20 protein-coding genes are annotated in these 20,859 nt (G+C 71.2%); 9 read left to right on the top strand and 11 right to left on the bottom strand.

Features of this window, described 5'->3' with window-relative positions:
• The first annotated feature begins 624 nt into the window (after window positions 1–624).
• Entirely contained in the window at window positions 625–1,002 is a 378-nt protein-coding gene (locus tag NZH93_RS18990; RefSeq protein ID WP_259624444.1) for a hypothetical protein, read from the top strand.
• A complete protein-coding gene (locus tag NZH93_RS18985; protein WP_259624443.1) occupies window positions 995–1,426 on the top strand; it encodes a hypothetical protein in 432 nt (143 codons plus the stop codon). The genes NZH93_RS18990 and NZH93_RS18985 overlap by 8 nt, the downstream gene beginning before the upstream one ends.
• Window positions 1,427–1,433: 7 nt before the next feature.
• Here NZH93_RS18985 and NZH93_RS18980 read toward each other — a convergent pair whose 3' ends face one another.
• Entirely contained in the window at window positions 1,434–1,664 is a 231-nt protein-coding gene (locus tag NZH93_RS18980; RefSeq protein WP_259624442.1) for a hypothetical protein, read from the bottom strand.
• 115 nt (window positions 1,665–1,779) lie between these two features.
• On the opposite strand from NZH93_RS18980, the gene NZH93_RS18975 reads away from it, so the two are divergent.
• Both NZH93_RS18975 and NZH93_RS18970 read left to right on the top strand, forming a co-directional pair.
• A complete protein-coding gene (locus NZH93_RS18975; protein ID WP_259624441.1) occupies window positions 1,780–3,549 on the top strand; it encodes an ABC transporter ATP-binding protein in 1,770 nt (589 codons plus the stop codon).
• Complete coding sequence (locus NZH93_RS18970; RefSeq protein WP_259624440.1) at window positions 3,546–5,390, top strand: ABC transporter ATP-binding protein; 1,845 nt, start codon at window positions 3,546–3,548, stop codon at window positions 5,388–5,390. The genes NZH93_RS18975 and NZH93_RS18970 overlap by 4 nt, the downstream gene beginning before the upstream one ends.
• A gap of 128 nt (window positions 5,391–5,518) precedes the next feature.
• Here the strand turns inward: NZH93_RS18970 and NZH93_RS18965 are convergent, their stop codons facing one another.
• Both NZH93_RS18965 and NZH93_RS18960 read right to left on the bottom strand, forming a co-directional pair.
• Window positions 5,519–5,929, bottom strand: a complete 411-nt coding sequence (locus NZH93_RS18965; protein ID WP_259624439.1) for a hypothetical protein — start codon at window positions 5,927–5,929, stop codon at window positions 5,519–5,521.
• A 173-nt stretch (window positions 5,930–6,102) separates the two neighbouring features.
• Window positions 6,103–6,393, bottom strand: a complete 291-nt coding sequence (locus NZH93_RS18960; protein ID WP_259624438.1) for a hypothetical protein — start codon at window positions 6,391–6,393, stop codon at window positions 6,103–6,105.
• A 57-nt stretch (window positions 6,394–6,450) separates the two neighbouring features.
• Here NZH93_RS18960 and NZH93_RS18955 point away from each other — a divergent pair, with 57 nt between their 5' ends.
• Window positions 6,451–6,999 carry a DUF6939 family protein gene (locus NZH93_RS18955; protein ID WP_259624437.1) on the top strand — a complete coding sequence of 183 codons (549 nt, stop codon included), beginning with the start codon at window positions 6,451–6,453 and terminating at the stop codon, window positions 6,997–6,999.
• Window positions 6,996–7,727 (top strand): hypothetical protein, encoded by a 732-nt coding sequence (locus tag NZH93_RS18950; protein WP_259624436.1) that lies wholly within the window; start codon window positions 6,996–6,998, stop codon window positions 7,725–7,727. Before NZH93_RS18955 ends, NZH93_RS18950 begins: the two co-directional genes overlap by 4 nt.
• Window positions 7,728–7,973: 246 nt before the next feature.
• Here NZH93_RS18950 and NZH93_RS18945 read toward each other — a convergent pair whose 3' ends face one another.
• Together NZH93_RS18945 and NZH93_RS18940 are read right to left on the bottom strand one after the other, a co-directional pair.
• The gene (locus tag NZH93_RS18945) at window positions 7,974–8,606 is read right to left on the bottom strand and encodes a DUF2537 domain-containing protein (RefSeq protein WP_259624435.1); all 633 of its coding nucleotides are present in this window, start codon (window positions 8,604–8,606) and stop codon (window positions 7,974–7,976) included.
• A 58-nt stretch (window positions 8,607–8,664) separates the two neighbouring features.
• Entirely contained in the window at window positions 8,665–9,441 is a 777-nt protein-coding gene (locus NZH93_RS18940) for a TrmH family RNA methyltransferase (RefSeq protein ID WP_259624608.1), read from the bottom strand.
• A 210-nt stretch (window positions 9,442–9,651) separates the two neighbouring features.
• Between NZH93_RS18940 and NZH93_RS18935 the strand changes: the two genes are divergently transcribed.
• Entirely contained in the window at window positions 9,652–11,145 is a 1,494-nt protein-coding gene (locus tag NZH93_RS18935) for a glutamate-cysteine ligase family protein (RefSeq protein ID WP_259624434.1), read from the top strand.
• Between the two features lie 55 nt (window positions 11,146–11,200).
• On the opposite strand, the gene NZH93_RS18930 is transcribed toward NZH93_RS18935, so the two are convergent.
• A complete protein-coding gene (locus NZH93_RS18930) occupies window positions 11,201–11,611 on the bottom strand; it encodes a hypothetical protein (protein WP_259624433.1) in 411 nt (136 codons plus the stop codon).
• Window positions 11,612–11,615: 4 nt separating this feature from the next.
• Window positions 11,616–13,265 carry an ABC-F family ATP-binding cassette domain-containing protein gene (locus NZH93_RS18925; RefSeq protein WP_259624432.1) on the bottom strand — a complete coding sequence of 550 codons (1,650 nt, stop codon included), beginning with the start codon at window positions 13,263–13,265 and terminating at the stop codon, window positions 11,616–11,618.
• 140 nt (window positions 13,266–13,405) lie between these two features.
• On the opposite strand from NZH93_RS18925, the gene NZH93_RS18920 reads away from it, so the two are divergent.
• On the top strand, window positions 13,406–14,035 hold the full coding sequence (locus NZH93_RS18920; protein WP_259624431.1) for a superoxide dismutase: 630 nt from the start codon (window positions 13,406–13,408) through the stop codon (window positions 14,033–14,035).
• Between the two features lie 288 nt (window positions 14,036–14,323).
• Here the strand turns inward: NZH93_RS18920 and NZH93_RS18915 are convergent, their stop codons facing one another.
• From NZH93_RS18915 to NZH93_RS18905, 3 genes are all read right to left on the bottom strand, one after another.
• Window positions 14,324–15,655, bottom strand: coding sequence for an MFS transporter (locus NZH93_RS18915; protein WP_259624430.1), 1,332 nt, complete (start codon window positions 15,653–15,655; stop codon window positions 14,324–14,326).
• A gap of 4 nt (window positions 15,656–15,659) precedes the next feature.
• Entirely contained in the window at window positions 15,660–16,079 is a 420-nt protein-coding gene (locus NZH93_RS18910; RefSeq protein WP_372506708.1) for a MarR family winged helix-turn-helix transcriptional regulator, read from the bottom strand.
• Between the two features lie 69 nt (window positions 16,080–16,148).
• Window positions 16,149–17,627, bottom strand: coding sequence for an NCS2 family permease (locus NZH93_RS18905; RefSeq protein WP_259624428.1), 1,479 nt, complete (start codon window positions 17,625–17,627; stop codon window positions 16,149–16,151).
• Between the two features lie 77 nt (window positions 17,628–17,704).
• Between NZH93_RS18905 and NZH93_RS18900 the strand changes: the two genes are divergently transcribed.
• Entirely contained in the window at window positions 17,705–17,968 is a 264-nt protein-coding gene (locus NZH93_RS18900; protein WP_259624427.1) for a DUF2530 domain-containing protein, read from the top strand.
• Here the strand turns inward: NZH93_RS18900 and NZH93_RS18895 are convergent.
• Complete coding sequence (locus NZH93_RS18895) at window positions 17,965–20,856, bottom strand: sacsin N-terminal ATP-binding-like domain-containing protein (protein WP_259624426.1); 2,892 nt, start codon at window positions 20,854–20,856, stop codon at window positions 17,965–17,967. The two genes, NZH93_RS18900 and NZH93_RS18895, sit on opposite strands and share 4 nt — an antisense overlap.
• Window positions 20,857–20,859: the final 3 nt, after the last annotated feature.

The raw sequence follows: 20,859 nt of genomic DNA, 5'->3' as shown, positions 1-20,859 counted from the left end.
GTGTGGGGGTGGTGTGGGGGTGGGTCGTTCTGTGCAGGGCGGGTTTGTTTGGGGTGGGTCGGTTAGTGCAGGGCGGTTTGTTTGGGGTGGGTCGTTGCGTGCAGGGCGGTTTGTTTGGGGTGTTCCTGGAGCCGGCCGATTTGACTTGGGGACCCCTCTTTTGCTCCTTTGATCGGGCCAAAAGGGCAGGCTGAAGACCTACCCGATCATCAATTTTAAGGGGCAAAACCCCAAGTAAAATCGGCCTCAAGCAAGTGCATGACACCAGTCAGTCAATAGGCAGTTCGAGCCACGCAGGCAGTCAATCGGCAGTTCGAGCTACGCAGGCAGTCAATCAGCTCTTATCCCTCTAACCCAACCCCAACGACGCGCTACATCCGCATGCAACTGTGGTCGATTTTACTTGGGGTTTTTGGCGCTAAACTCAGTCGGGCGGCAAGCTCTCCACCTGCCGTTTTGGCCCGACTAGCGCCAAAAAGAGGGGCCCCAAGTCAAATCGACCACACCCACTTACGCAACCAAACCCCCAGCACCACCCCAAACAGACCCCCAGAACCCCAGCCCCCCCAAACCCCAAACCTCAAAACCACGTTTACCCACCCCCCTCCCAGGGAACCAAAGATCATGGACGGCCGACGGACAGCCATAGGAGCAGGCACGGGAGCGTTACTCGGAGCCCTCTGGTGGGGCACCAGAGAACTCATCGCCTCGGGAGCCGTCTGCTCAACCGACGACTTCGACTGCCTCGGCGTAGGCCTCATCTCGATGCCCATAGCCGTGGTCCTGGGCACCCTCCTGGCCTGGCTGGCGTTCAAATCCCTGGACCTCACCCGCCCGGCCCCGGCCGCCATCACCGGCGCCGTCCTCACCACCATCCTCATGATCCTGACCATCTGGATATCCGTCCCGGCGAGCGCGATCGTGACCGGAGCCCTGGGTTTCGCGATCGGCACGGCAGTGACAGGGACCCGACGAGTGAGCGAGACTGCGACCCGTGACTGACACCCCCCGCCCCACCGCGAGCAACCTCGCCCTCAAGGTGTTCCTCCGGGTCGTGGTGTCCGCCGTCGTGGGCGCCGCGCTGCTGCTCGCCTGGGTGGCCGCGTTCCAGTCCGAGAAGCTCCGGACGATGCTCGACAACACCGACCTCGGCGAGTTCATCCTGCTGCTCGTCATCGGTCTGCCGGTCGCGCTGCTGGTCAGCGTCCTGCTGGCGGGCCCGGTGCTCTGGATCCTCAAGGTGCGTCCGGTGTGGCCGATCGTGCTGCTCGGGCCGGTGATCATGGGGATCTTCCAGTACTTCAAGCTGCCGGACGAGCTGGCCTGGGTGGGCGGCAAGTGGACCGTGCAGGCGATCCTGGCAGCGACCAGCTACGGGCTGGCCGCGCTCCTGACCGCCCCCGCCATGCTGCGGAAGAAGAAGTGACAGCCCCCTAGACCGGCACCTCGTCCAGCAGGTCCAGGTCCCAGCCCTCGCTCTCGCACCAGTCCTCCGCCTCCACCCGGCTGATCGAGCGCGCGCCCGACGCCGTGCGCGCGACCCGGTCCCAGCCGTCCGGGGCGAGCACGTGCAGCGAGCCGCCGCGCAGCGCCAGCAGCCTGCCGTGCGGAAAAGCCATGCTTGCTTCAGTTCTGAGGTAGCGGACCTCGTCGACGCTCGTCATCTGCTCTTGACCTCCAGTTTGGTCTAGCTTGCACAGTTCGGCCGAGCGGAAAACCGGATGCCGAACGTCGGTCCTCCTTCGTACTGTCAGGGTGGATCAGAGGGGGACCAACCTCGTGAAGGACCAAAGTACTTCCACGACCGCCACCTTGCGCAGGCTGTGGCCGTACATCAAGCCGGTGCGGAAACCGTTGTCGCTCAGCATGTGCGCCACCCTCGGCGCGATGCTGTGCGGTCTCGGCATTCCGCTGATCACCCAGCGGATCGTGGACGGGCCGATCGCCCACCGCGACCTGTCAGCCCTGCCTTGGCTCGTGCTGCTCGTACTCGTGCTCGGGTGCGCCGAAGCGGCGCTGTTCTACGCGCGGCGCAGGCTGATCGCCCGCCCGGCCGCCGAGGTCGAGGCGCACCTGCGCGCGGACATCTACCGGAAGCTCCAGCGGCTGCCGGTGGCGTTCCACGACCGGTACCAGTCCGGTCAGCTCCTCTCGCGGGCCTCGACCGACGTCGCCACGGTGCGGCGCTGGGTGGCGTTCGCGGTGATCTTCCTGGTGGTGAACACCGCGATCGTGATCATCGGCCTCGGCGTGCTGTTCTGGCTGTCGCCGCTGCTCGGCGCGGTCGCGCTGGCCTGCACGCTGCCGCTGGTGCTCATGTCGTACCTGTTCGAGTCGCGGTTCAAGGTCGTGGCGCGCAAGGCGCAGGACCAGGCGGGCGACCTGACGACGAACGTCGAGGAGTCGGTGCTCGGCATCCGGGTGCTCAAGGCGTTCGGGCGCGGGCCCGGTCTGAGCGACCGGTTCTCCGCGCGGGCGCGGGAGCTGCGGGACACCGAGCTGGCGAAGGTGAAGGTCTTCGCGCTGCTGTGGGCCGTGCTGATCGTGCTGCCCGAGCTGGGCATCGCGGCGCAGCTCGCGGTGGGGACGTTCGGCATCACCAACGGCACGACGACGATCGGCACGCTGGTCGCGGCGGTCGCGGTGAGCGCGTACCTGCGGTGGCCGGTCGACTCGATCGGCTGGCTGCTGGCGGAGACGAACCAGACGTCGTCGGCGACCGAGCGGATCTACGAGGTGCTGGACTCGCCGATCACCATCACCAGCCCCGAGGAGCCGAGGGCGCTGCCCGCGCCGGTGCGCGGGCACGTGCGGTTCGAGGACGTGCGCTTCGCCTATCCGGGCGCCGACCGGGAGGTGCTGCGCGGCATCGACCTCGACCTGGTGCCGGGTGAGACCGTGGCGCTGGTCGGGGCGACGGGCTCGGGCAAGACGACGCTGACTGCACTCGTACCGCGGCTGTACGACGTGACGTCGGGGCGCGTGACGATCGACGGCGTCGACGTGCGCGACCTGAGCCTGGAGGACCTGCGCGGCACGATCGGCGCGGCGTTCGAGGAACCGGTGCTGTTCTCCGCGAGCGTGCGGGAGAACGTGGCGCTGGGCAGCGACGAGCTGGACGACGCGAAGGTGCGCGAAGCGCTGCGCGTGGCGAAGGCGGAGGAGTTCGTCGAAGCCCTGCCGTGGGGCCTGGAGACGCGGATCGGCGAGCAGGGCATGTCGCTGTCCGGTGGCCAGCGGCAGCGGCTGGCGCTGGCCCGCGCGGTCGTCGCGCACCCGGCGGTGCTGGTGCTGGACGACCCGCTGTCCGCGCTCGACGTGCACACCGAGGCCGAGGTGGAGGGCGCGCTGCGGCGCGTGCTGCACGGCGTGACGGCGCTGGTCGTGGCGCACCGGCCGAGCACGGTGCAGCTCGCGGACCGGGTGGCGATGCTGGTCGACGGCCGGATCGCGGCGGTCGGCAGGCACCACGACCTGCTGGCGGACAACGCCGAGTACCGCAGGCTGCTGTCCACGATGGACGAAGAGGAGGAGGTGGCGGCGCTGTGAGCGCGGAGACGACGACCGTTCCGGTCGACGAGGAGTCGTGGCGCGGCGTCGCGGCCGAGGAGATCGACGAGCTGGACTACCGCACGGGCCTGAAGCTCCAGGCGCGGTCGCGCAGGCTGCTCGGGTCGCTGCTGCGCCCACGCGCCGTGCCCGCGGCGCTGGCGCTGCTGATCGTGGTGCTGGAGAACCTGGCGAACCTGGCCGGGCCGCTGATCATCGCGGCCGCCATCGACCGCGGCGTGCCCGCGGCCGTCGACGGCGACCCGGCGGTGCTGGCCTGGTGCGTCGGCGGGTACGCGGCGACGGGGCTGCTGGCGACCGTGCTGCGGTACTCGTTCGTCCGGCTGACCGGCCGGGTCGGCCAAGACCTGCTGCTGGACCTGCGCGGCCGGGTGTTCCGGCACGTGCAGACCCTGTCGATCGGCTTCCACGAGAAGTACACGTCCGGCAAGGTCATCGCGCGGATGACCAGCGACGTGGACACGTTGCAGGACCTGCTCGAAGAAGGCCTGGACGGGCTGCTGACCTCGCTGTTGTCGGTGGTCGGCATCTCCGTCGTGCTGCTGTACCTCGACGTGCCGCTGGCGCTGGTCGTGCTGTTCGGGTTCGTGCCGCTGCTGCTGCTCGTGCGGTGGTTCCGGGCCCGCTCGACGGTCGCGTACCGGGGCACCCGCGGCGCCATCGCGAAGATCATCGTGCAGTTCGTCGAGACGATGAACGGCATCCGCGCGGTACAGGCGTTCCGCCGCGAGGACCGCAACGAGAAGATCATCGGTGAGCTGAACGGCACGTTCCGCGACGCGAACGCCGACGCGTTCCGCGTCATGGCGACGTTCACCGCGCTGGTGAGGCTGATCGGCAACGCGTCGCTGGCGGTCATCCTGGCGTTCGGCGCGTGGCGGGTCGCGGGCGGTCACCTGGAGATCGGCGCGCTGGCGGCGTTCACGCTGTACCTGCGCCGGTTCTACGACCCATTCGACGACATCGCGATGTTCACCAACGCGTACTCGGCGGCGCAGGCCGCGCTGGAGAAGATCTCCGGCGTCCTGGAGGAGGTGCCGTCGGTGCCCGAGCCGGAGCACCCGAAGCCGCTGGCGCACGCGACCGGCGACGTCCGGTTCTCCGACGTGGAGTTCCGCTACTCCGCCAACACCGCGCTCGTGCTGCCGACGTTCGACCTGCACGTGCCCGCGGGGCAGACGGTGGCGCTGGTCGGCGCGACCGGGGCGGGCAAGACCACGCTGGCGAAGCTCGTCGCGCGCTTCTACGACCCGACCGGCGGCGCGGTCAGGCTGGACGACACGGACCTGCGAGACCTGGCGGACGCCGACCTCCGCCGTGCCGTGGTCATGGTGACGCAGGAGAACTTCCTGTTCGCGGGCTCGGTGGCGGACAACATCGCGCTGGCCAAGCCCGACGCCACCCGCGCCGAGGTGGAGGCGGCTGCGGCCGGGGTGGGCGCCCACGAGTTCATCGCCGCCCTCCCCGGCGGCTACGACACGGACGTCCGCAAGCGCGGTGGCAGGCTGTCCGCGGGCCAGCGCCAGATGATCGCCTTCGCCAGGGCGTTCCTCGCCGACCCGGCGGTGCTGGTGCTGGACGAGGCGACGTCGAGCCTGGACGTGCCGACCGAACGGGCCGTGCAGGCGGCGCTGGAAACGGTGCTGGCGGACCGGACGGCGTTCATCATCGCCCACCGCCTGTCCACCGTGATGATCGCGGACCGGGTGCTGGTCGTCGACGCGGGCCGGATCGTCGAGGACGGGACACCGGCCGACCTGATCGGCGAGGACGGCCGCTTCGCCGCGCTGCACAACGCCTGGACCGACTCGCTGGCGTGAGTCCCCCGGTGGGAGTCCCGGAACCTCCGGGGCTTCCACCGCCGGGTCGGGCACGACGGCTTCCAGCCCCGGCGACCGCCGGGACGAGCCTGTCGCGCGGACCTCCTACCGGCGCGCCACGGGGCCGGTCACCTGTCGTCTTCCCGGACGGTGCCGTCGCGGTACTCCTGGAACCCCCACCAGCCTTCGGCGGAGTCCGCCGACGCGAGCAGCTCGCCCGTCGTCATGTCCAGCGGGCGGCATCCCAGCTCGCCCGCGACCTGGAACACGATCGGCAGCGCGGCGTCACCACCGCCCCTGATGTGCAGCATGATCGAGTCGACCGGGTCGGCCCTGCCGATGTTGACCTCCACCGACCAGCCGGGGCCGTCGATGACACCCCAGTTCACGTCGGCCAGGTCGATCGCGGGCACGGCCCGGCGGAGGGCGTCCTCCACCGCGCCGTGCGGACCGATCGGTGGGGCCCGGAAGTCCCGCGGCAGTTCCTCGATCGACCCGAAGCCTTCGGGCACCACGCTGAGCAGCACGTCCCAGCTCATCGCTCGCCACCCCTCTCCGCTCGTCGCTGAGCTCCACTATCGCAAGTTGAGCCGACAATTATCGCTCTTTCGGCGACGCCCCGCGACGCCCTTCGCGGGGCAGGCGGGCCGGTTCGGGGTGTGACCAGCCAAGGAGCGGAGCGGTGGTGGCAGGTTCCTGCCGGGTCGTGCGGTCAGTCGACCAGCTCGCCGACGCGGGTCCGGAAGTGGAACGACGACGTGCGGCCCTCCACGATCACCAGGTACGAGCCGTCGCCGAGCCGCAGCACCTTCCGCGACTTCGGGGACCACGGGTAGGCGGGGGTGAACTCGCGCGCCAGCCGCAGCGCCTCCGCCCGCGCCTCCTCCTCGTCCCCGACCGGAGCGACGTGCGAGACCTTCCACTCGCGCCCGTCCCCCATGCCGCGGACCTCTTCGACCAGCACCCACCAGCGCGCGTCACCCATGCCGATCAGACGCCCCACCTGGGGTTTCGGTTCCGCCACCGGGAATTGTCGGACCCGGCCGGCACCCTGCGGAGCATGGTGGTGCACGTGGTGAGCAGGAGGCGCGGGGCGGCCTGGATGGCGAAGAACCATCCGGGCGCCGCGGTGGTCGACGTGACCTCGAAGGGCCCGGAGCCGTGGGTGCGCCTGAGCCCGTTCTACCCGCACGGCGGCATCCCGGTGCCGTTCACACCGGGGGTGACCGGCGAGTCGGTGGAGGGGATCTGGCAGGCGTTGAAGGTCTTCGACGGCGCGGACGTCGACGCGAGCAGGCTGCGGGTGACCACCATGAAGGGGCTCAAGCGGACGGTGCGGCGGTTCGGCGCGGTCCGCGGCCACCGCGCGGGTCTGGAGGGCGCCGACCTCCTGGCGTACGAGGAGGCTCGGCGGCGCGTCTACCTGCCGACATACCGGTGGGTGCTGGAGAACCGGCTGGACGCGGAGGTCGAGGCCCTGCGCGCGCTCGCCGCCGGGCAGGAGGTGGTGCTGCTCGACTACACCACCAACGGCGACGTCACCGACCTGTCCACACCGCTGTCCCACGCCGCGCTCGTGGCGCGGTACGTGCGGGGTGAGTGGGGGTGAGGGTGTTCGAGGAGGCCTGCCACTACCCGGAGTTCGGGACGTTGACGATCCGCGACACGAACACCGGCGAGGAGGACGAGGGGCCGTTCGAGCAGTGGGGGCTGGGCGGCCAGCCGTGCGGCACGGTCGCCCGCGCGGGCTACGGCTGGCTGGAGGGGTCAGCGGGTGACGGGCCGCTCGTGGTGCGGCTGGAGTCGCACGACGTCGAGCCGCCCGCCGAGTCCGCCGACTGGCTCGACGTCCTGGAGACGCCGTACCGCAGCCGGACCGGTGTGGTGGGGCTGACGACCGTGACGTGCGGGCCGGGCGGCGAGGACCTGCGCCTGGGTGCCGTCGGCGACTACCGGGTCCGGGTCGCCGTCAAACCGCTCCCCGCCTCCTCCGACGGCCCGGAAACCCTGTGGGCGCTGCGGTTCTGGCCGGTCGCCGCTCCCGGTCCACCCCGGTGGCTGCGTCGCGGGCGCGCCGCGGTCGGTCCCGGCAGTACCGGGCGGGAGGTGCTGGCCGACTCCCCTGCCGCCGAGCACAACCGCTACACCTCCTTCGCCTCCGACCTGCTCGCGGTCGCGCTGTGGGGCGGGACGGAGCAGACCGCGACAGCCTTGGCACACCGCACGCTGGCGCCGGAGGCGGACGTCCGCACCACGCTGGACTGGGCGCACCGCACCGGCTTGCTGACCGTCGAGGGGGTGCTGACCGGGAAATTCACCATGACCTTGCCGGGGTAGAGGCCCACGATTTCGAGCAGGCAGGACCCCCACGGAGGAAGGTGGCCGGGCCGCGAGACGCGACCCTGCCGCTTTTGGGCCGTGCCGCGGCCGGGCTCGCGCTTTGGGCCGTGCCGCGGCGGGCTTGGCATCCTGGTGCGCCGCCGTCCGGCCTGCCGTCTCGGCGTGAGCGGTCGGGCCGAGGTGGCGCGTCCACCTGGCCGAGTGGGGTGGGTGGGGCGCCGGGCGGGCGGTCGAGATCAGGTGTCAGGGTTCGAGGAGGGTCAGGATGAGGGCTATCCAGGCCAGGACGACGCCGGTCGTGACGCCGTAGGCGACCCAGCGCCAGATGATCACCTTGCGGGCCAGCCAGACGGACGGGGCGATGCCGCCGACGACCAGCACGTTGGCGACGAGCGCCAGCCAGCGGTTGGTCTCGCCCAGGCCAAGGGAGAGGGTGATGACCAGGAAGGCCACCACCGCGCCGCTGAACACGCTGACCGTCAGGCCGGTGCCCCACGGGGTGGGTTCGGCGGGTTCTTCGGGTTCCTGTTCGACGTCCACGACTACCTCGGGGCGGCGGGGGGCGGGGCGGACGCCGGACTGCGAGGCGTCGACCAGGTGGCGTTCGCCGGTGACGGGGTCGGCGAAGGCGACGGGGGTGCCCATGTCCGCGGCCAGGCGACCCGCGAGTTGACGGCCGCGCCTGGTGACCAGCGCTCCCGCGGCGCCGTCGGCGGGGGCGTTGGTGCGCTGCACGGCTTCGGCGACCTTGGCCCACTCGTGCAGGGCTTCGGCCAGGCCCGCGCCGAGGGGGAGGGTGTGCGGGTCCACCTCGAGTTCCCCGGACTCGCTCTCGCCCGCGAGCACCGCGCGGCCCGCCTGCACACGCAACTCCACGAGCGGTCCCTCCCACGGTCACGGCTTCCGTGGAGAACGTATCGTGTCGGCCGGTGTTTCAGGTGATCGCGTAGAACACGACGGCCGCGGCGGTGGCGACGTTGAGGGAGTCCACGCCCGGCGCCATCGGGATGCGCACGGCCACGTCGGCGGAGGTGATGGCCTCCTCGGTCAGCCCCGGCCCCTCGGAGCCGAGCAGCACGGCCACGCGGGACCCGCGCAGCCCGGCGTCCGCCAAGCCGACGGACCCTTCCCGCGGGGTGAGGGCGACGACCCGGAAACCCCTGGAGCGCAACACGTCCAGGCCGCCGGGCCACGGGTCGAGCGGCGCGAACGGCACCCGCAGCACGTGGCCCATCGACACCCGGACGCTGCGCCGGTAGAGCGGGTCGCTGCACCCCGGCCCGAGCAGGACGCCGTCGACGCCCAGCGCGGCGGCGTTGCGGAAGATCGACCCGAGGTTCTCGTGGTCCCCCACGCCTTCCAGCACGGCCAGCGTGCGGGCCGTGGAGGCGATGTCGAACGCCGACGGCTGCACGGCCCGGTCGGCGGCGGCGAGCACGCCGCGGTTGAGGTGGAACCCGACGACCTCGGCCATCACGTCGGCCGACGCGACGTACGCGGGCGCCGGGAGGTCGCCCAGCGCCTCGATCCGCCTGCGCACGCCGAGGAAGCCCCGCACCGGGAACGGCGACGCGAGCAGCCGTTCGACCACGACCACGCCCTCCGCGATGACCAGGCCACGGCCTCCCGGTCGATCCGGCCTGCGGTCGGCGGTGGACAGGTCGCGGAAGTCGTCCAGCCGCGGGTCCGCCGGGTCGTCGATCTCGATCACCACGGGTGGAATTCTCGCACCTCCCGCCATGTGAGCCGGGCTCGTAGTCCAGAGGGGCCAACACCCGCGCCGCCAACCAGCACATCCTCGCCCACTGTTACGGCGAAGTGACAGAGAGCACCGATTTGGACTCTGGCGGCCCCCTGCGGGCTGTGTCACGGTTGGCGCTCCGCTCCGCCGCCGGAGTCGCACGACCGAAGGGGAGGCGGCATGGGTAGGGATGTCTCCAGCCGCACGTACACCCGTGACGATCGCCAGAGGTACCGGGAGAAGATCCAGAGGTGCCTGGAAGCACTGGCGACCATGCTGGCGGAGGACAGCTTCTCCTTCCCGCGGCGCCAGATGGGGCTGGAGATCGAACTGGCCCTCGTCGACGACGCCATGAGACCGGCGATGGCGAACGCGGAAGTGCTGGAGAAGATCGACGACCCGTCGTTCACCCTGGAGCTCGGCCAGCAGAACCTGGAGATCAACGTCCCGCCGCGCGCGCTGGCGGGTGACGAGACCCTTGGCCTGGAAGAGGATCTGCGCGCGTCGCTCGGCGCGGCCGACGACAAGGCGAAGGACGCGGGCGCGAACCTGGTGATGATCGGGGTGCTGCCGACGTTGCGGCACGAGCACTTCGACCAGCGGTGGCTGTCGAACAGCTCGCGGTACAAGGTGCTCAACGACAGCATCTTCGCGGCGCGCGGCGAGGAAACCGTGCTGCACATGGAGGGTTCACCGATCGCGGGCCGCGTCCCGGAGCGGCTGCTGAGCTACCAGGAGTCGATCCTGCCGGAGGCGGCCTGCACGTCCGTGCAGCTCCACCTCCAGGTGGCGCCCGAGGACTTCGCCGCGCACTGGAACGCGGCGCAGTGCCTGGCGGGCGTGCAGGTCGCCATCGCCGCGAACTCCCCGTTCCTGCTGGGCAGGGCGCTGTGGCACGAGACCCGCATCCCGCTGTTCCTCCAGTCGACCGACACCAGGTCGCAGGAGCTGAAGAACCAGGGCGTGCGGCCCAGGGTGTGGTTCGGCGAGCGCTGGATCACCTCGATCTTCGACCTGTTCGAGGAGAACGCCCGCTACTTCCCCGCGCTGCTGCCGGAAACCGACGAGGAGAACCCCGTCGAGCTGCTGGCGGCGGGCGGAACGCCGGAACTGGCGGAGCTGCGGCTGCACAACGGCACGGTCTGGCGCTGGAACCGGCCGGTGTACGACGTGGTCGACGGCGTCCCGCACCTGCGCATCGAGAACCGCGTGCTGCCCGCGGGCCCGACCGTGCTGGACACGGTGGCGAACGCGGCGTTCTTCTACGGCGCCCAGCGGGCGCTGGTCGACCAGGAGCGTCCTCTGTGGACGCAGATGTCGTTCCACGCCGCCGAGGAGAACCTCTACACCGGTTCACGGCACGGCATGGGCGCGCAGCTCTACTGGCCGGGCATCGGCTGGGTGCCGCCGGACGAGCTGGTGCTGCGCAGGCTCCTGCCGATGGCGCACGACGGGCTGCGCGCGTGCGGCGTCTCCGACGAGGCCCGCAGGCGGTACCTCGGGGTCATCGAACAGCGCTGCCTGGCCCGGCGCACGGGCTCGTCCTGGCAGCGCGACACCGTGGTGCGCTTGGAGGAGCGCGGCGCCGATCGCGGAACCGCGCTCGCCGGGATGCTCGAGCGCTACGTGGAACTCATGCACGGGGGCGACCCCGTGCACACGTGGCCGGTCTGACCACGCGTGCCGGACACCGGGCCGCGGTTCGACGGCGGCCCGGAGCCACCACCCGCTAGCGGCGGCGGCCCGACTTCAGCGGCGCGACGTCCGCGCCGTCGTGGGAGCTGCGGCAGTCGTCCGGGGTCACGGCCTCGACCGCGAGGGTCAGCATCCCCTTGACGCCGGTGTAGATGGACTCGCCGCAGGACGCCAGCGAGGTGTGCACCCGGTTGGAGTCGGAGAAGTCGCGCTCGTCTTTCACGCGCTTCTTGCCCGCCTCCTCCGGCTTGGTGGCGCTGCGGAGGTTCACCTCCAGCCAGGCGGCGACCTCGGCGGGGGTGCTCAGCACCTCTTCCGGGGTGCGCTCCAGCCGTTCCGCCCGAGGGGAGGCGTGATCCAGCGAGGTGTGCTCGACGTAGGCGTGCCAGTGCGTGTTCCGCATGGACCAGGTCTGTTCGACAGGCCAGTCCTCCTCGGTGCTCATCCTCTTATCTTGCACCCTTCGCGGGTCCGGCGGCGACCAGCCCGCGGACGTCGAGCTCGCGGTCGACGGAGATCGCTTCCGCGAGCCTCCGGTCGTGCGTGACCAGCAGCAGCGTGCCCTCGTACGTGTCGAGCGCCTGTTCGAGCTGGTGGATGGCCGCGAGGTCGAGGTGGTTGGTCGGCTCGTCCAGCACCAGGCACGTGGTGCCGCGGGCCTGCAACAACGCCAGTCCGGCGCGGGTGCGCTCGCCGGGTGACAACGTCCGGGCGGGTCGCAGCACGGCGTCCGCGCCGACCCGGAACTTCGCCAGCAGCGTCCGCGCGTCGACCGGTTCCAGCGCGGTCGCCGCCACGACCACGTCGAGCACGGAGTCGTCGGTGGTGAACTCCTCGCGGAGCTGGTCGACCTCCCCCACGACGACCGACGCGCCCTGGCTCCGCTCGCCGGACAGCAGCGGGATCCGGCCGAGCAGCGCGCCGAGGAGCGTGGACTTGCCGGACCCGTTCGGGCCGGTCAGCCGCCAGCGCTCACCCGCGCCGATCGTGAGGTCGACCGGTCCCAGCACCACGTCGCCGCGCCCGACGACGGCTTGGCGCAGGGTGAACGCGATCTGGCTGCCCCGGCCCGCGCTGGGCAGGGTGAGGCGGAGTTCCCAGGCTTCGCGCGGCTCCTCCACCTCCTCCAGGCGGTCCAGCGCGCGGTCCACGATCGTCCCCTTGGCGCCGGTCGCCTGCGCCCGCTGCCTCTTGGCGTGCTTGATGTTCTTGTCGGTCTCGCCCGACTTCGCCACGGCGCGGACGCCCTGGCGGGACCACTCGCGCAGCGTCCGCGACCGTTCGGTCAACGAGTCCCGCTTGGCCGCGTACGCCTCGAACTCCTCGCGCGCCCGCCGTTCGGCCGCCGCCTTCTCCTCCAGGTAGGCGTCCCAGCCGCCGCGGAACAGGGTGGCGGCGTGGGTGAACTCGTCCAGTTCGACGATGGCCGTGGTGGTGCGGGCCAGGAACTCCCGGTCGTGGCTGACCAGGACGACCGCCGCCGGGCTGGCCGCGACGTGGGTCTCCAGCAGGTCGAGCCCGTCCGCGTCCAGGTCGTTGGTCGGCTCGTCGAGCAGCAGCGCGTCGGCCCTGGTGAGCAGGACGGACGCGAGCCGCAGCCGCGCGGACTGGCCGCCGGACAGCTCGTGGGCGTCCCGGCGGTCGAGCAGGTCGGCGGCGAGGCCGAGCCGGTCGCACACGGCGTCCGCGCGCTCGTCGAAGTCGGCGGCGCCGATGGCGGTCCAGTGGTCGAAGGCGGCCTGGTACTCGTCGGCGGCTCCGGGAGCGCCTTCGGACAGCGCGAGCGCGGCCCGCTCGAACCGCGCCGACGCCTCGGCCACGCCGGTGCGGCGGGCCAGGAGCGCGCGGAGGGATTCACCGGCCAGTGGCCGGGTCTCCTGGGTGAGGTGCGCCACGACGGCCGACGCCGGGTGCCGGACGACGGCTCCCCCGTCCGGCACCAGCTCGCCCGCCAGGACCCTCAGCAGCGTCGACTTGCCGACGCCGTTCGGCGCGACCAGGCCTACGCGTTCGCCTGCGGGAACATCGAGATCAACCTCCTGGAGCACGGTCCTCGGACCGAACGACAGCGTGACCTTGCGAGCTGTCAAGACGGACACGGGCCGACCGTGCCGGCAACGAGGACCGCGGGCAACCGGGTTTCGGTCGTCCCAAGATCCGGCCCGCCCTCGCACAGCGGTCTTAGTGCAAGTAGGTTGCAACTAAGAAGCAGTTGCAATGAGCTGGATGGGAGAGCGCGATGGCCCCGTACGTGCTGCCGGATCTGGATTACGACTACGCCGATCTGGAGCCTGCGATCATCGGCGAGATCAACGAGCTGCACCACGGCAAGCACCACGCCGCGTACGTGAAGGGCGCGAACGACACGATCGAGCAGATCGACGAGGCCCGCGACAAGGAGAACCTGTCGTCGATCGTCGGCCTGGAGACCACGCTCGCGTTCCACCTCGCGGGCCACGCGCTGCACCAGGTGTGGTGGAAGAACCTCAGCCCGAACGGCGGCGACAAGCCGATCGGTGAACTGGCGGCGGCGGTGGACGAGTTCTTCGGCTCGTTCGACAAGCTGCGCGCGCAGCTCAACGCGGCGGCGGGCTCGATCCAGGGTTCCGGCTGGGGCATCCTCGCCTGGGAGCCGGTCGGGCAGCGGTTGATCACGCAGCAGTTGAAGGACCACCACTCCAACCTGTCGATCGCGACCACGCCGCTGCTGGCGTTCGACATCTGGGAGCACGCGTACTACCTCCAGTACCGCAACCTGAAGGTGGACTACATCAACGCGCTGTGGAACATCGTCAACTGGGACGACGTGAACGCGCGGTTCGAGGCGGCGCGGGCCGGGCAGAACGGTCTGCTGCTGCCCACCGCCTGAAACAAGGACTCGGCAGTGGATGCTCCGACAGGTTGACGCTGCCGACAGAGCGCCGAGGTGCCGCCCAAGTGCGGTGCCTCGGCGTTTTTCACCCTCCGCGCAGCGGGAACGACGAGGCCCCGCCCCCAGTGGTACGACCGGGGGCGGGGCCTCGTCTGTTCCCGAACTGACTGCCACTCCCACCACGAAGTGACGAGACTTAGGTTAGCCTAAGCTCTCCTGGTTGGGAAGTAGGCAACTCGAAAGTGTGCGGAAGAAGTTCGTCTCCGCACGTCAGGGCCTTGCGGGTTACGTACGGCGGGTGCGGACCGGGAACTTCGGCAGCACCAGACCGCCGCGGCGGACCAGGACCGCGTAGCCGATCAGCGCCGTGACGATGGAGATCAGACCACCCGCCACCAGCGGGGCCCGGCCGGTGTAGTGCTCGGCCAGCCAGCCCATCACCGGGCCGCCCAGCGGCGTGCCGCCCAGGAACACCAGCATGTAGAGCCCCATCACCCGGCCGCGCATGGCCGGGGCCACGGACATCTGCACGGTGGCGTTCGCCGTGGTCGTGAAGGTCATCATCGCGATGCCTACCGGGATCAGCATCAGGCCGACGGTCAGCAGGTTCGGCATGAGACCGGCCGCGACCTCCAGGAAGCCGAACGCCAGCGCGCCGCCGATCAGCAGCCCCAGCCGGGGCTTGCCGCGGGTGCTGCGCTTGGCCGCCAGCGTCGCCCCGGCGAGGGTGCCGACGGCGAGCAGCGTCGTCAGCAGCCCGTACGCGTCCGCGTTGCCGCCGAACACGTTGCGCGCCATCACCGCGAGGGTGAGGAAGAAGTTCAGGCCGAACGTGGAGATGAAGAAGACCAGCACCAGCAGGATCACCAGGTCCGGGCGCCCCTTCACGTACCGCAGCCCCTCGCGGAGCTGGCCGCGCTCGCGGGGCACCGGGTCGGAGCGGTGGAGCTGGGAGACGTCCATCAGCAGCAGCCCGCCGATGACGCCGATGAACGACGCCGCGTTGATCAGGAACATCCAGCCGGTGCCGATGAGCGTGATGCCGACGCCCGCGACCGCCGGACCCACCATGCGGGCCAGGTTGAAGGTCATCGAGTTCAGCGCCACGGCGTTCGGCAACTGGGCCTTGCCGACCATCTCGATCACGAACGACTGCCGCACCGGGGTTTCCGTCGCCGACACGCAGCCGAGCAGCAGGCACAGCAGGTACACGTGCCACAGCTCCGCGAGCCCGGTGACGTCCAGCAGCCCCAGCGTCAGCGCGCACAGCGCGAGGCCGGTCTCCAGGACGAGCAGCAGCCTGCGCTTGTCCATCCGATCCGCGAGGACGCCCGCGTAGAGCGAGAACACGAGGGTGGGCGCGAACTGGAGGGCGGCGGCGATGCCCAGCGCTACCGGGCTGCCACCGGACAGCTCCAGCACAAGCCAGTCCTGCGCGACGCGCTGCATCCACACGCCGATGAGCGAGACGACCTGGCCGGACGCGTAGAACCGGTAGTTGCGGACCTTGAGCGAGTCGAACATGCCGGAGCGCTTCGGTGCCTTCTCCCGCGGAGGTGGTAGCGCGATGTCCCGGTCGACCCGATCCGTCTCGCTACCACCCGCGTAAGCCGGCACCTTGTTACTGCCCCGCCATCCTGTCGATGATCTCCGCCGCTCGGGAGAGGAGTTCCCTCTCCTCCGCCGTCAGTTCCGCCAACCGCTTGTCGAGCCAGGCTTCCCTGGCGCCGACTTCTTCGTTCACGAACGCGAGACCGGAGTCGCTCAACTGGACGATGGCCTGGCGGCCGTCGGTCGGGTGAGGTCTGCGGGTCGCGAACCCGAACTCCTCGAGCGCCGCTATCACCCTGGTCATCGACGGGGGCTGGACGCCTTCCTTGGCGGCCAGTTCGCCGGGGGTCAGCGGTCCGCACTTGTGCAGTGTGGACAGCGCCGAGACCTGGGTGAGGGTGATCGACGAGTTGGTGCGCTGCGCGCGGAGCCTGCGGTTGAGCCGAACAACGGCGAGCCGAAGCCTGCTCGCCAGTCCCTGCTCATCCACGGTGTCCGTCACGTAGTTAGCATACCTCACGATCTGTTCCTCCGTTCCGTCCGAGTGGCCGAACCGGACTTACGCCCCGAAAAGGGCCCTGATCGGACCGATGGCGAAGTACACCACGAACGCCGCCGCGACCACCCACATGAGCGGGTGCACGCTCTTCGCCCGACCCGTCAGCGCGCGCAGCAGCACGTAGCTGACGAAGCCCGCGCCGATGCCGTTCGCGATCGAGTAGGTGAACGGCATCACCACGATGGTGAGGAACGCGGGCAGCGCGACCGAGAAGTCGCCGAAGTCGATTTCCTTGACCTGCATCATCATCAGCGCGCCGACGATGACCAGCGCGGGCGCCGCCGCCTCGACCGGGACCACCGCGTACAGCGGCGTGAGGAACATCGCCGCGAGGAACAGCAGTCCGGTCACGACGTTCGCCAGACCCGTCCGCGCGCCCTCGGCGATGCCGGACGCCGACTCGATGTACACGGTGTTGGACGACGAGGACGCCGCACCGCCCGCGACCGCGCCGACGCCGTCGACGAACAGGGCCTTGTTGACGCTGGGCAACTGGCCCTCCTTGTCGATCAGACCGGCTTCCTTGCCCAGACCGGTCATCGTGCCGACGGTGTCGAAGAAGTCGGTCAGCACCAGGGTGAACACCAGCAGCGCGCAGGTGATCGCCGGGACGCGCGTCCACGCGCCGAACGAGACGTCCCCGACGAGCGACAGGTCGGGCAGGCTGAAGAACTCGGTCGGCAGGGCCGGGTAGCCGAGGTTCCAGCCGAGCGGGTTGACGCCCTTCGACGGACCCGCGTGGAAGATCGCCTCGACCACGACGGACAGCACCGTCGCGGCCAGCACGCCGATCAGGATCGCGCCCTTCACCCTGCGGGCGAACAGGATCCCGGTGACGAGCAGGCCCACCACGAACACCAGCGTCGGCCACGAGGCGATCGAGCCGTTGATGCCGAGCCCCACCGGGACGGTCGTGCCCGCGGCGTCCGGCAGCCTGCGCACGAAACCCGCGTCCACCAGGCCGATAAAGCAGATGAACAGGCCGATGCCGACCGCGATGGCCGCCTTCAGCTCGTTCGGCACGGCGTTGAACACCGCCTGCCGCACACCGGTCACGACCAGCAGCAGCACCACGAGGCCGTTCAGCACGACCAGGCCCATCGCCTCGGGCCAGGTCATCTGCGGCACGATCGTGACCGCCACGAACGTGTTGATGCCCAGCCCGGTGGCCATCGCGAACGGCAGGTTCGCGACCAGGCCGAAGAGGATGGTCATCACGCCCGCGACCAGCGCCGTCACCGCCGCGACCTGGGTGACCGGCAGGATCGCGCCGAGCACGTCCTTCTTGGCCCCGGCGTCGTCGGCGGCGAAGCTGCCCAGGATCAACGGGTTCAGCACGACGATGTACGCCATCGTCACGAACGTGACCAGTCCGCCGCGCAGCTCCCGCGCGACGGTCGAGCCCCGTTCGGAGATCTTGAAGAACCCGTCGAGCTTCGACGGCGGTGTCGTGCGCGGAGCTGGATCCTGGATGGCCATCTCTACCCCAATCGGTACCTGGACCGGTGCCCGATGAGCGTGCCCGATCAGTGTTTCCGAGAGGTAGCCTGCCTGACGTGGCCGAACCGTCCGAACACGACTCGCTGCCGAGCCCTCCCCCGCTGCCCGCGCGGCTGGCCGACCCCGTGCCCGCCATCCTCGGCGGCACGGCGGTGTGGGCGCTGGCCTTCCTCTACTTCCTCGTCTTCGACAGCGCGAACGCGCTGTGGCTGTGGTCCTGCTTCGCGGGCATGATGCTCGGGATCATCGGGTACGGCCTGTTCGCCTGGCAGCGCCGCGCGTCGCGCCGCGGGTCGAGGGGCGCGCAAACCGGGTTCTAGCCGAGCAGCGTGACCGGCGTCGGGTCGGTGATGAGGGCGGCGAACGCGTGCCGCTCGGCCCAGCGGTCGCTGACCCAGGCCAGCGCGCGGGCGAGGCCCTCCGGCGTGTCGACGGCGTGCACCACGTCGTCGACCAGCCACCAGGCGACCTCGTGCTCGGTCCCGTCGACCGTCACCCGCAGCTCGTCGTGCACGACCACCGAGCCGTCCGGCAGGTCCACCCCGAGCAGTTCGCAGGCCAGCCGGACAGCGCCCAGCTCGTGCCACGCCACGGCGTCGCCCTCGGTGGTCGGCGTCCCGTCGACCTCCTCCGACGCGAGTGGCAGCGCGAGCAGCTCGGCCAGCGCGTCGGCGCCGCCGTCGGCGGCCAGCACGGTCTCCGGGGGCAGCACGCCGAGCAGCCACGGCAGGTCGAGCACGACCACGTCGTCGGCGGGCGCCGCCGCGCCGGTCAGCACGCGCACCCGGTCCGGCGGGGCGAACCCGCCGGAGTCGAGCAGGTGCGCGACCTCGGCCAGCGCCGCGTGCGCCTGGAACACCAGCGCGTCGGCGGGCGTCCGCTCCGGGTCGCCGAGGCGCCGCAGCAGGTCCTTCACGTCGTCGTCGCCGCGCACGTCCAGCTCGGTGCGCACGCCGACGGCGACCAGCACGTGCTCGGGCAGCCCGACGTCCGGCACCACGTCGTAGAGGCCTGCCAGCGACTCGGCGGACGGCAGCCGCCAGTCGCACAGCGGCACGCCATCCAGCGTCGCGTACTGCGAGAGCCACCAGCCGGTGTAGCCGTCCGGGACCTGCACCGCACGCCACGCCACCGGGTCGGCGGCCAGCATCTTCAGCGCCGCGGGCCACGCGTCGCGGGCCACCAGGTCCAGGTCGCGGATGCCGACCACGCGGGTCGGTGGTTCCGGCGACGCGGCCCACCAGTAGCCCTCGTCGGCCAGGTCGTGGTCGGGCTCGGTCGGGTCGTCGTCCACGACCACGGTGAACCCGTCGATCACGCCGATCGCGGTCAGCACCGAGCGGGGCCACTGCTCGGCGACCTTCGCGTCCAGCACGCCGATCGGGGCGTCGGGCTCCAGCACGTCCAGCAGCGCCGAGTCCGGCAGCACCAGCTCGTCCGCGCGGCGCCAGTCGCCGGAACCGTCCGGCAGCACGAGTTCCGCGAGCCACGGCCGGTCGCCGGACCGCGTGCCGGAGCGGTCGACCAGGCGCAGCACGGCGCGCACGAGGTCGTGCCCGTCCATGCCCGCGTCGACCTCGTCGGCGCTGCGGTGCACGGCCTCGCGGATGGCCTCGGAGTCCAGCAGTTCCACCGGCCCGGCCTCGACCGCGCCGAGGCGGGTCAGCAGCCGGTGCACGGCATCGGGGTGCGCGATCCGCAGCCCCGACACGTCCACGCCCGCCAGCAGGTCCAGCGTCTCCTGGTCGGCCTCCAGCAGCAGCACGCCGCGCGGGCTCGTCACGATCCGGCCGTCCGCCAGCGGGACCGGCAGACCGCCCAGGTCCTCGCGGACCTTCGAGTCGACCTCGGCGATCGGGTCCAGCTCGGCGTAGAGCCGCCGCCACCAGTCCGGGTCGCCGCTCAGGCCCGCCAGCGCGTCCACGACGTCGCGCATGGTCAGCCGCCGGACCTCCAGCGCCGCCAACGCCTTCGCGTGCTCCGGCAGGGTGAGTTCGGCGTCGAGCAGGCCGGGGATCACGTCTTCCAGCAGTTCGACGAGTTCCTCGGACCCGGCGTCGAGCACCTTCGCCCTCGCGGGTGAGGCCCACTCGCCGCTGGCGAGCGGCAGCCACTCGGCCGTGCGCAACGCCTTCAGCACACCGTCGCGCAGCACACCGTCCACTTCGGACAGCGGGAAGCCGGGCAGCGGCACCAGCGCGGTCCGTTGCACGGCGGGCAGCTTCGCCACCAGCGCCGGGTAGTGCGCGGCGGCCTCGGCGAGCACGGCGTCCACGGCCGGGCCGGGCTGCACGCGGCGACGCGACGGCTCGACCGGCAGCGTCGCCAGCAACCGCGCGGGCAGCGACAGGCGCTCGTCGGTGGGGGTCGGCGCGTGCAGCACCTCGTCGGTCAGCACGCCGTCGGACGGCCACGCCCAGCAGATCGACCACTGCGGCCGGGTCTCGACGCCAGCCACGAGCGACGCGGGCAGCTCGCCGGACACGCGGTGCAGGATCCAGCGGGTCGAACTCGACGGACCGTGCAGCACGACGACGTCCGCGCCCGCCGCTTCGGAAACGTCCTCGCGCGTCCACACGGCGTCGGCGATCTCGATGCGGCGCAGGCCGGGCAGCGCCAGCAGCAGGTCACCCGCCTGGTCGGCGAACTCGGCCAGCAGCGCGGCCCCGTCCACCTTCAGCGGCAGCCGGACCTCGGTGGCGAACCCGTCCGGCACGTCGGTCTCGTCACTCGGCCACACCAGCCGCAGCACGGGCACGTCGCCACCACGCGCCTCGGCGGACTCGGGCACGGCGGCACGGGTGCGCTCGGCGGAGAAGGCGACCGCGCCGGACGTCGACACGACCCTCGGGGCGTCCGTCACGGCCAGCACCGCGGCGAAACCGACGCCGAACTGGCCGATGGTGCCGGAGTTCTTGGTGGACGCCCGCAGCGACGCGAGCGCCGTCACGCCCGCGGCGTCCAGCGGCACACCGGTGTTCGCCGCGCGCAGCTCACCGTCCACAACGGACAACCGCAGCGTGCCCGGCTCACCGCCCGCCGCGTCGGAGGCGTTCTGCGCCAGCTCGACCAGCAGCCGGTCGCGGTAGCCGCCGAGCCTCAGGTCCTCCTCGGCGTTGGCGTCCTCGCGGAACCTGGTGGGCGAACCTCGCCAGGAGGCCAGCACCGAGTCGCGCAGCGCCTCCGTGCCGAAGGGGTCCGAAGGCACGGG

This window comes from Umezawaea endophytica (genome assembly GCF_025061645.1).
GTDB lineage: Bacteria > Actinomycetota > Actinomycetes > Mycobacteriales > Pseudonocardiaceae > Umezawaea > Umezawaea endophytica.
This window is presented reverse-complemented; position numbering and strand designations above follow the sequence as displayed.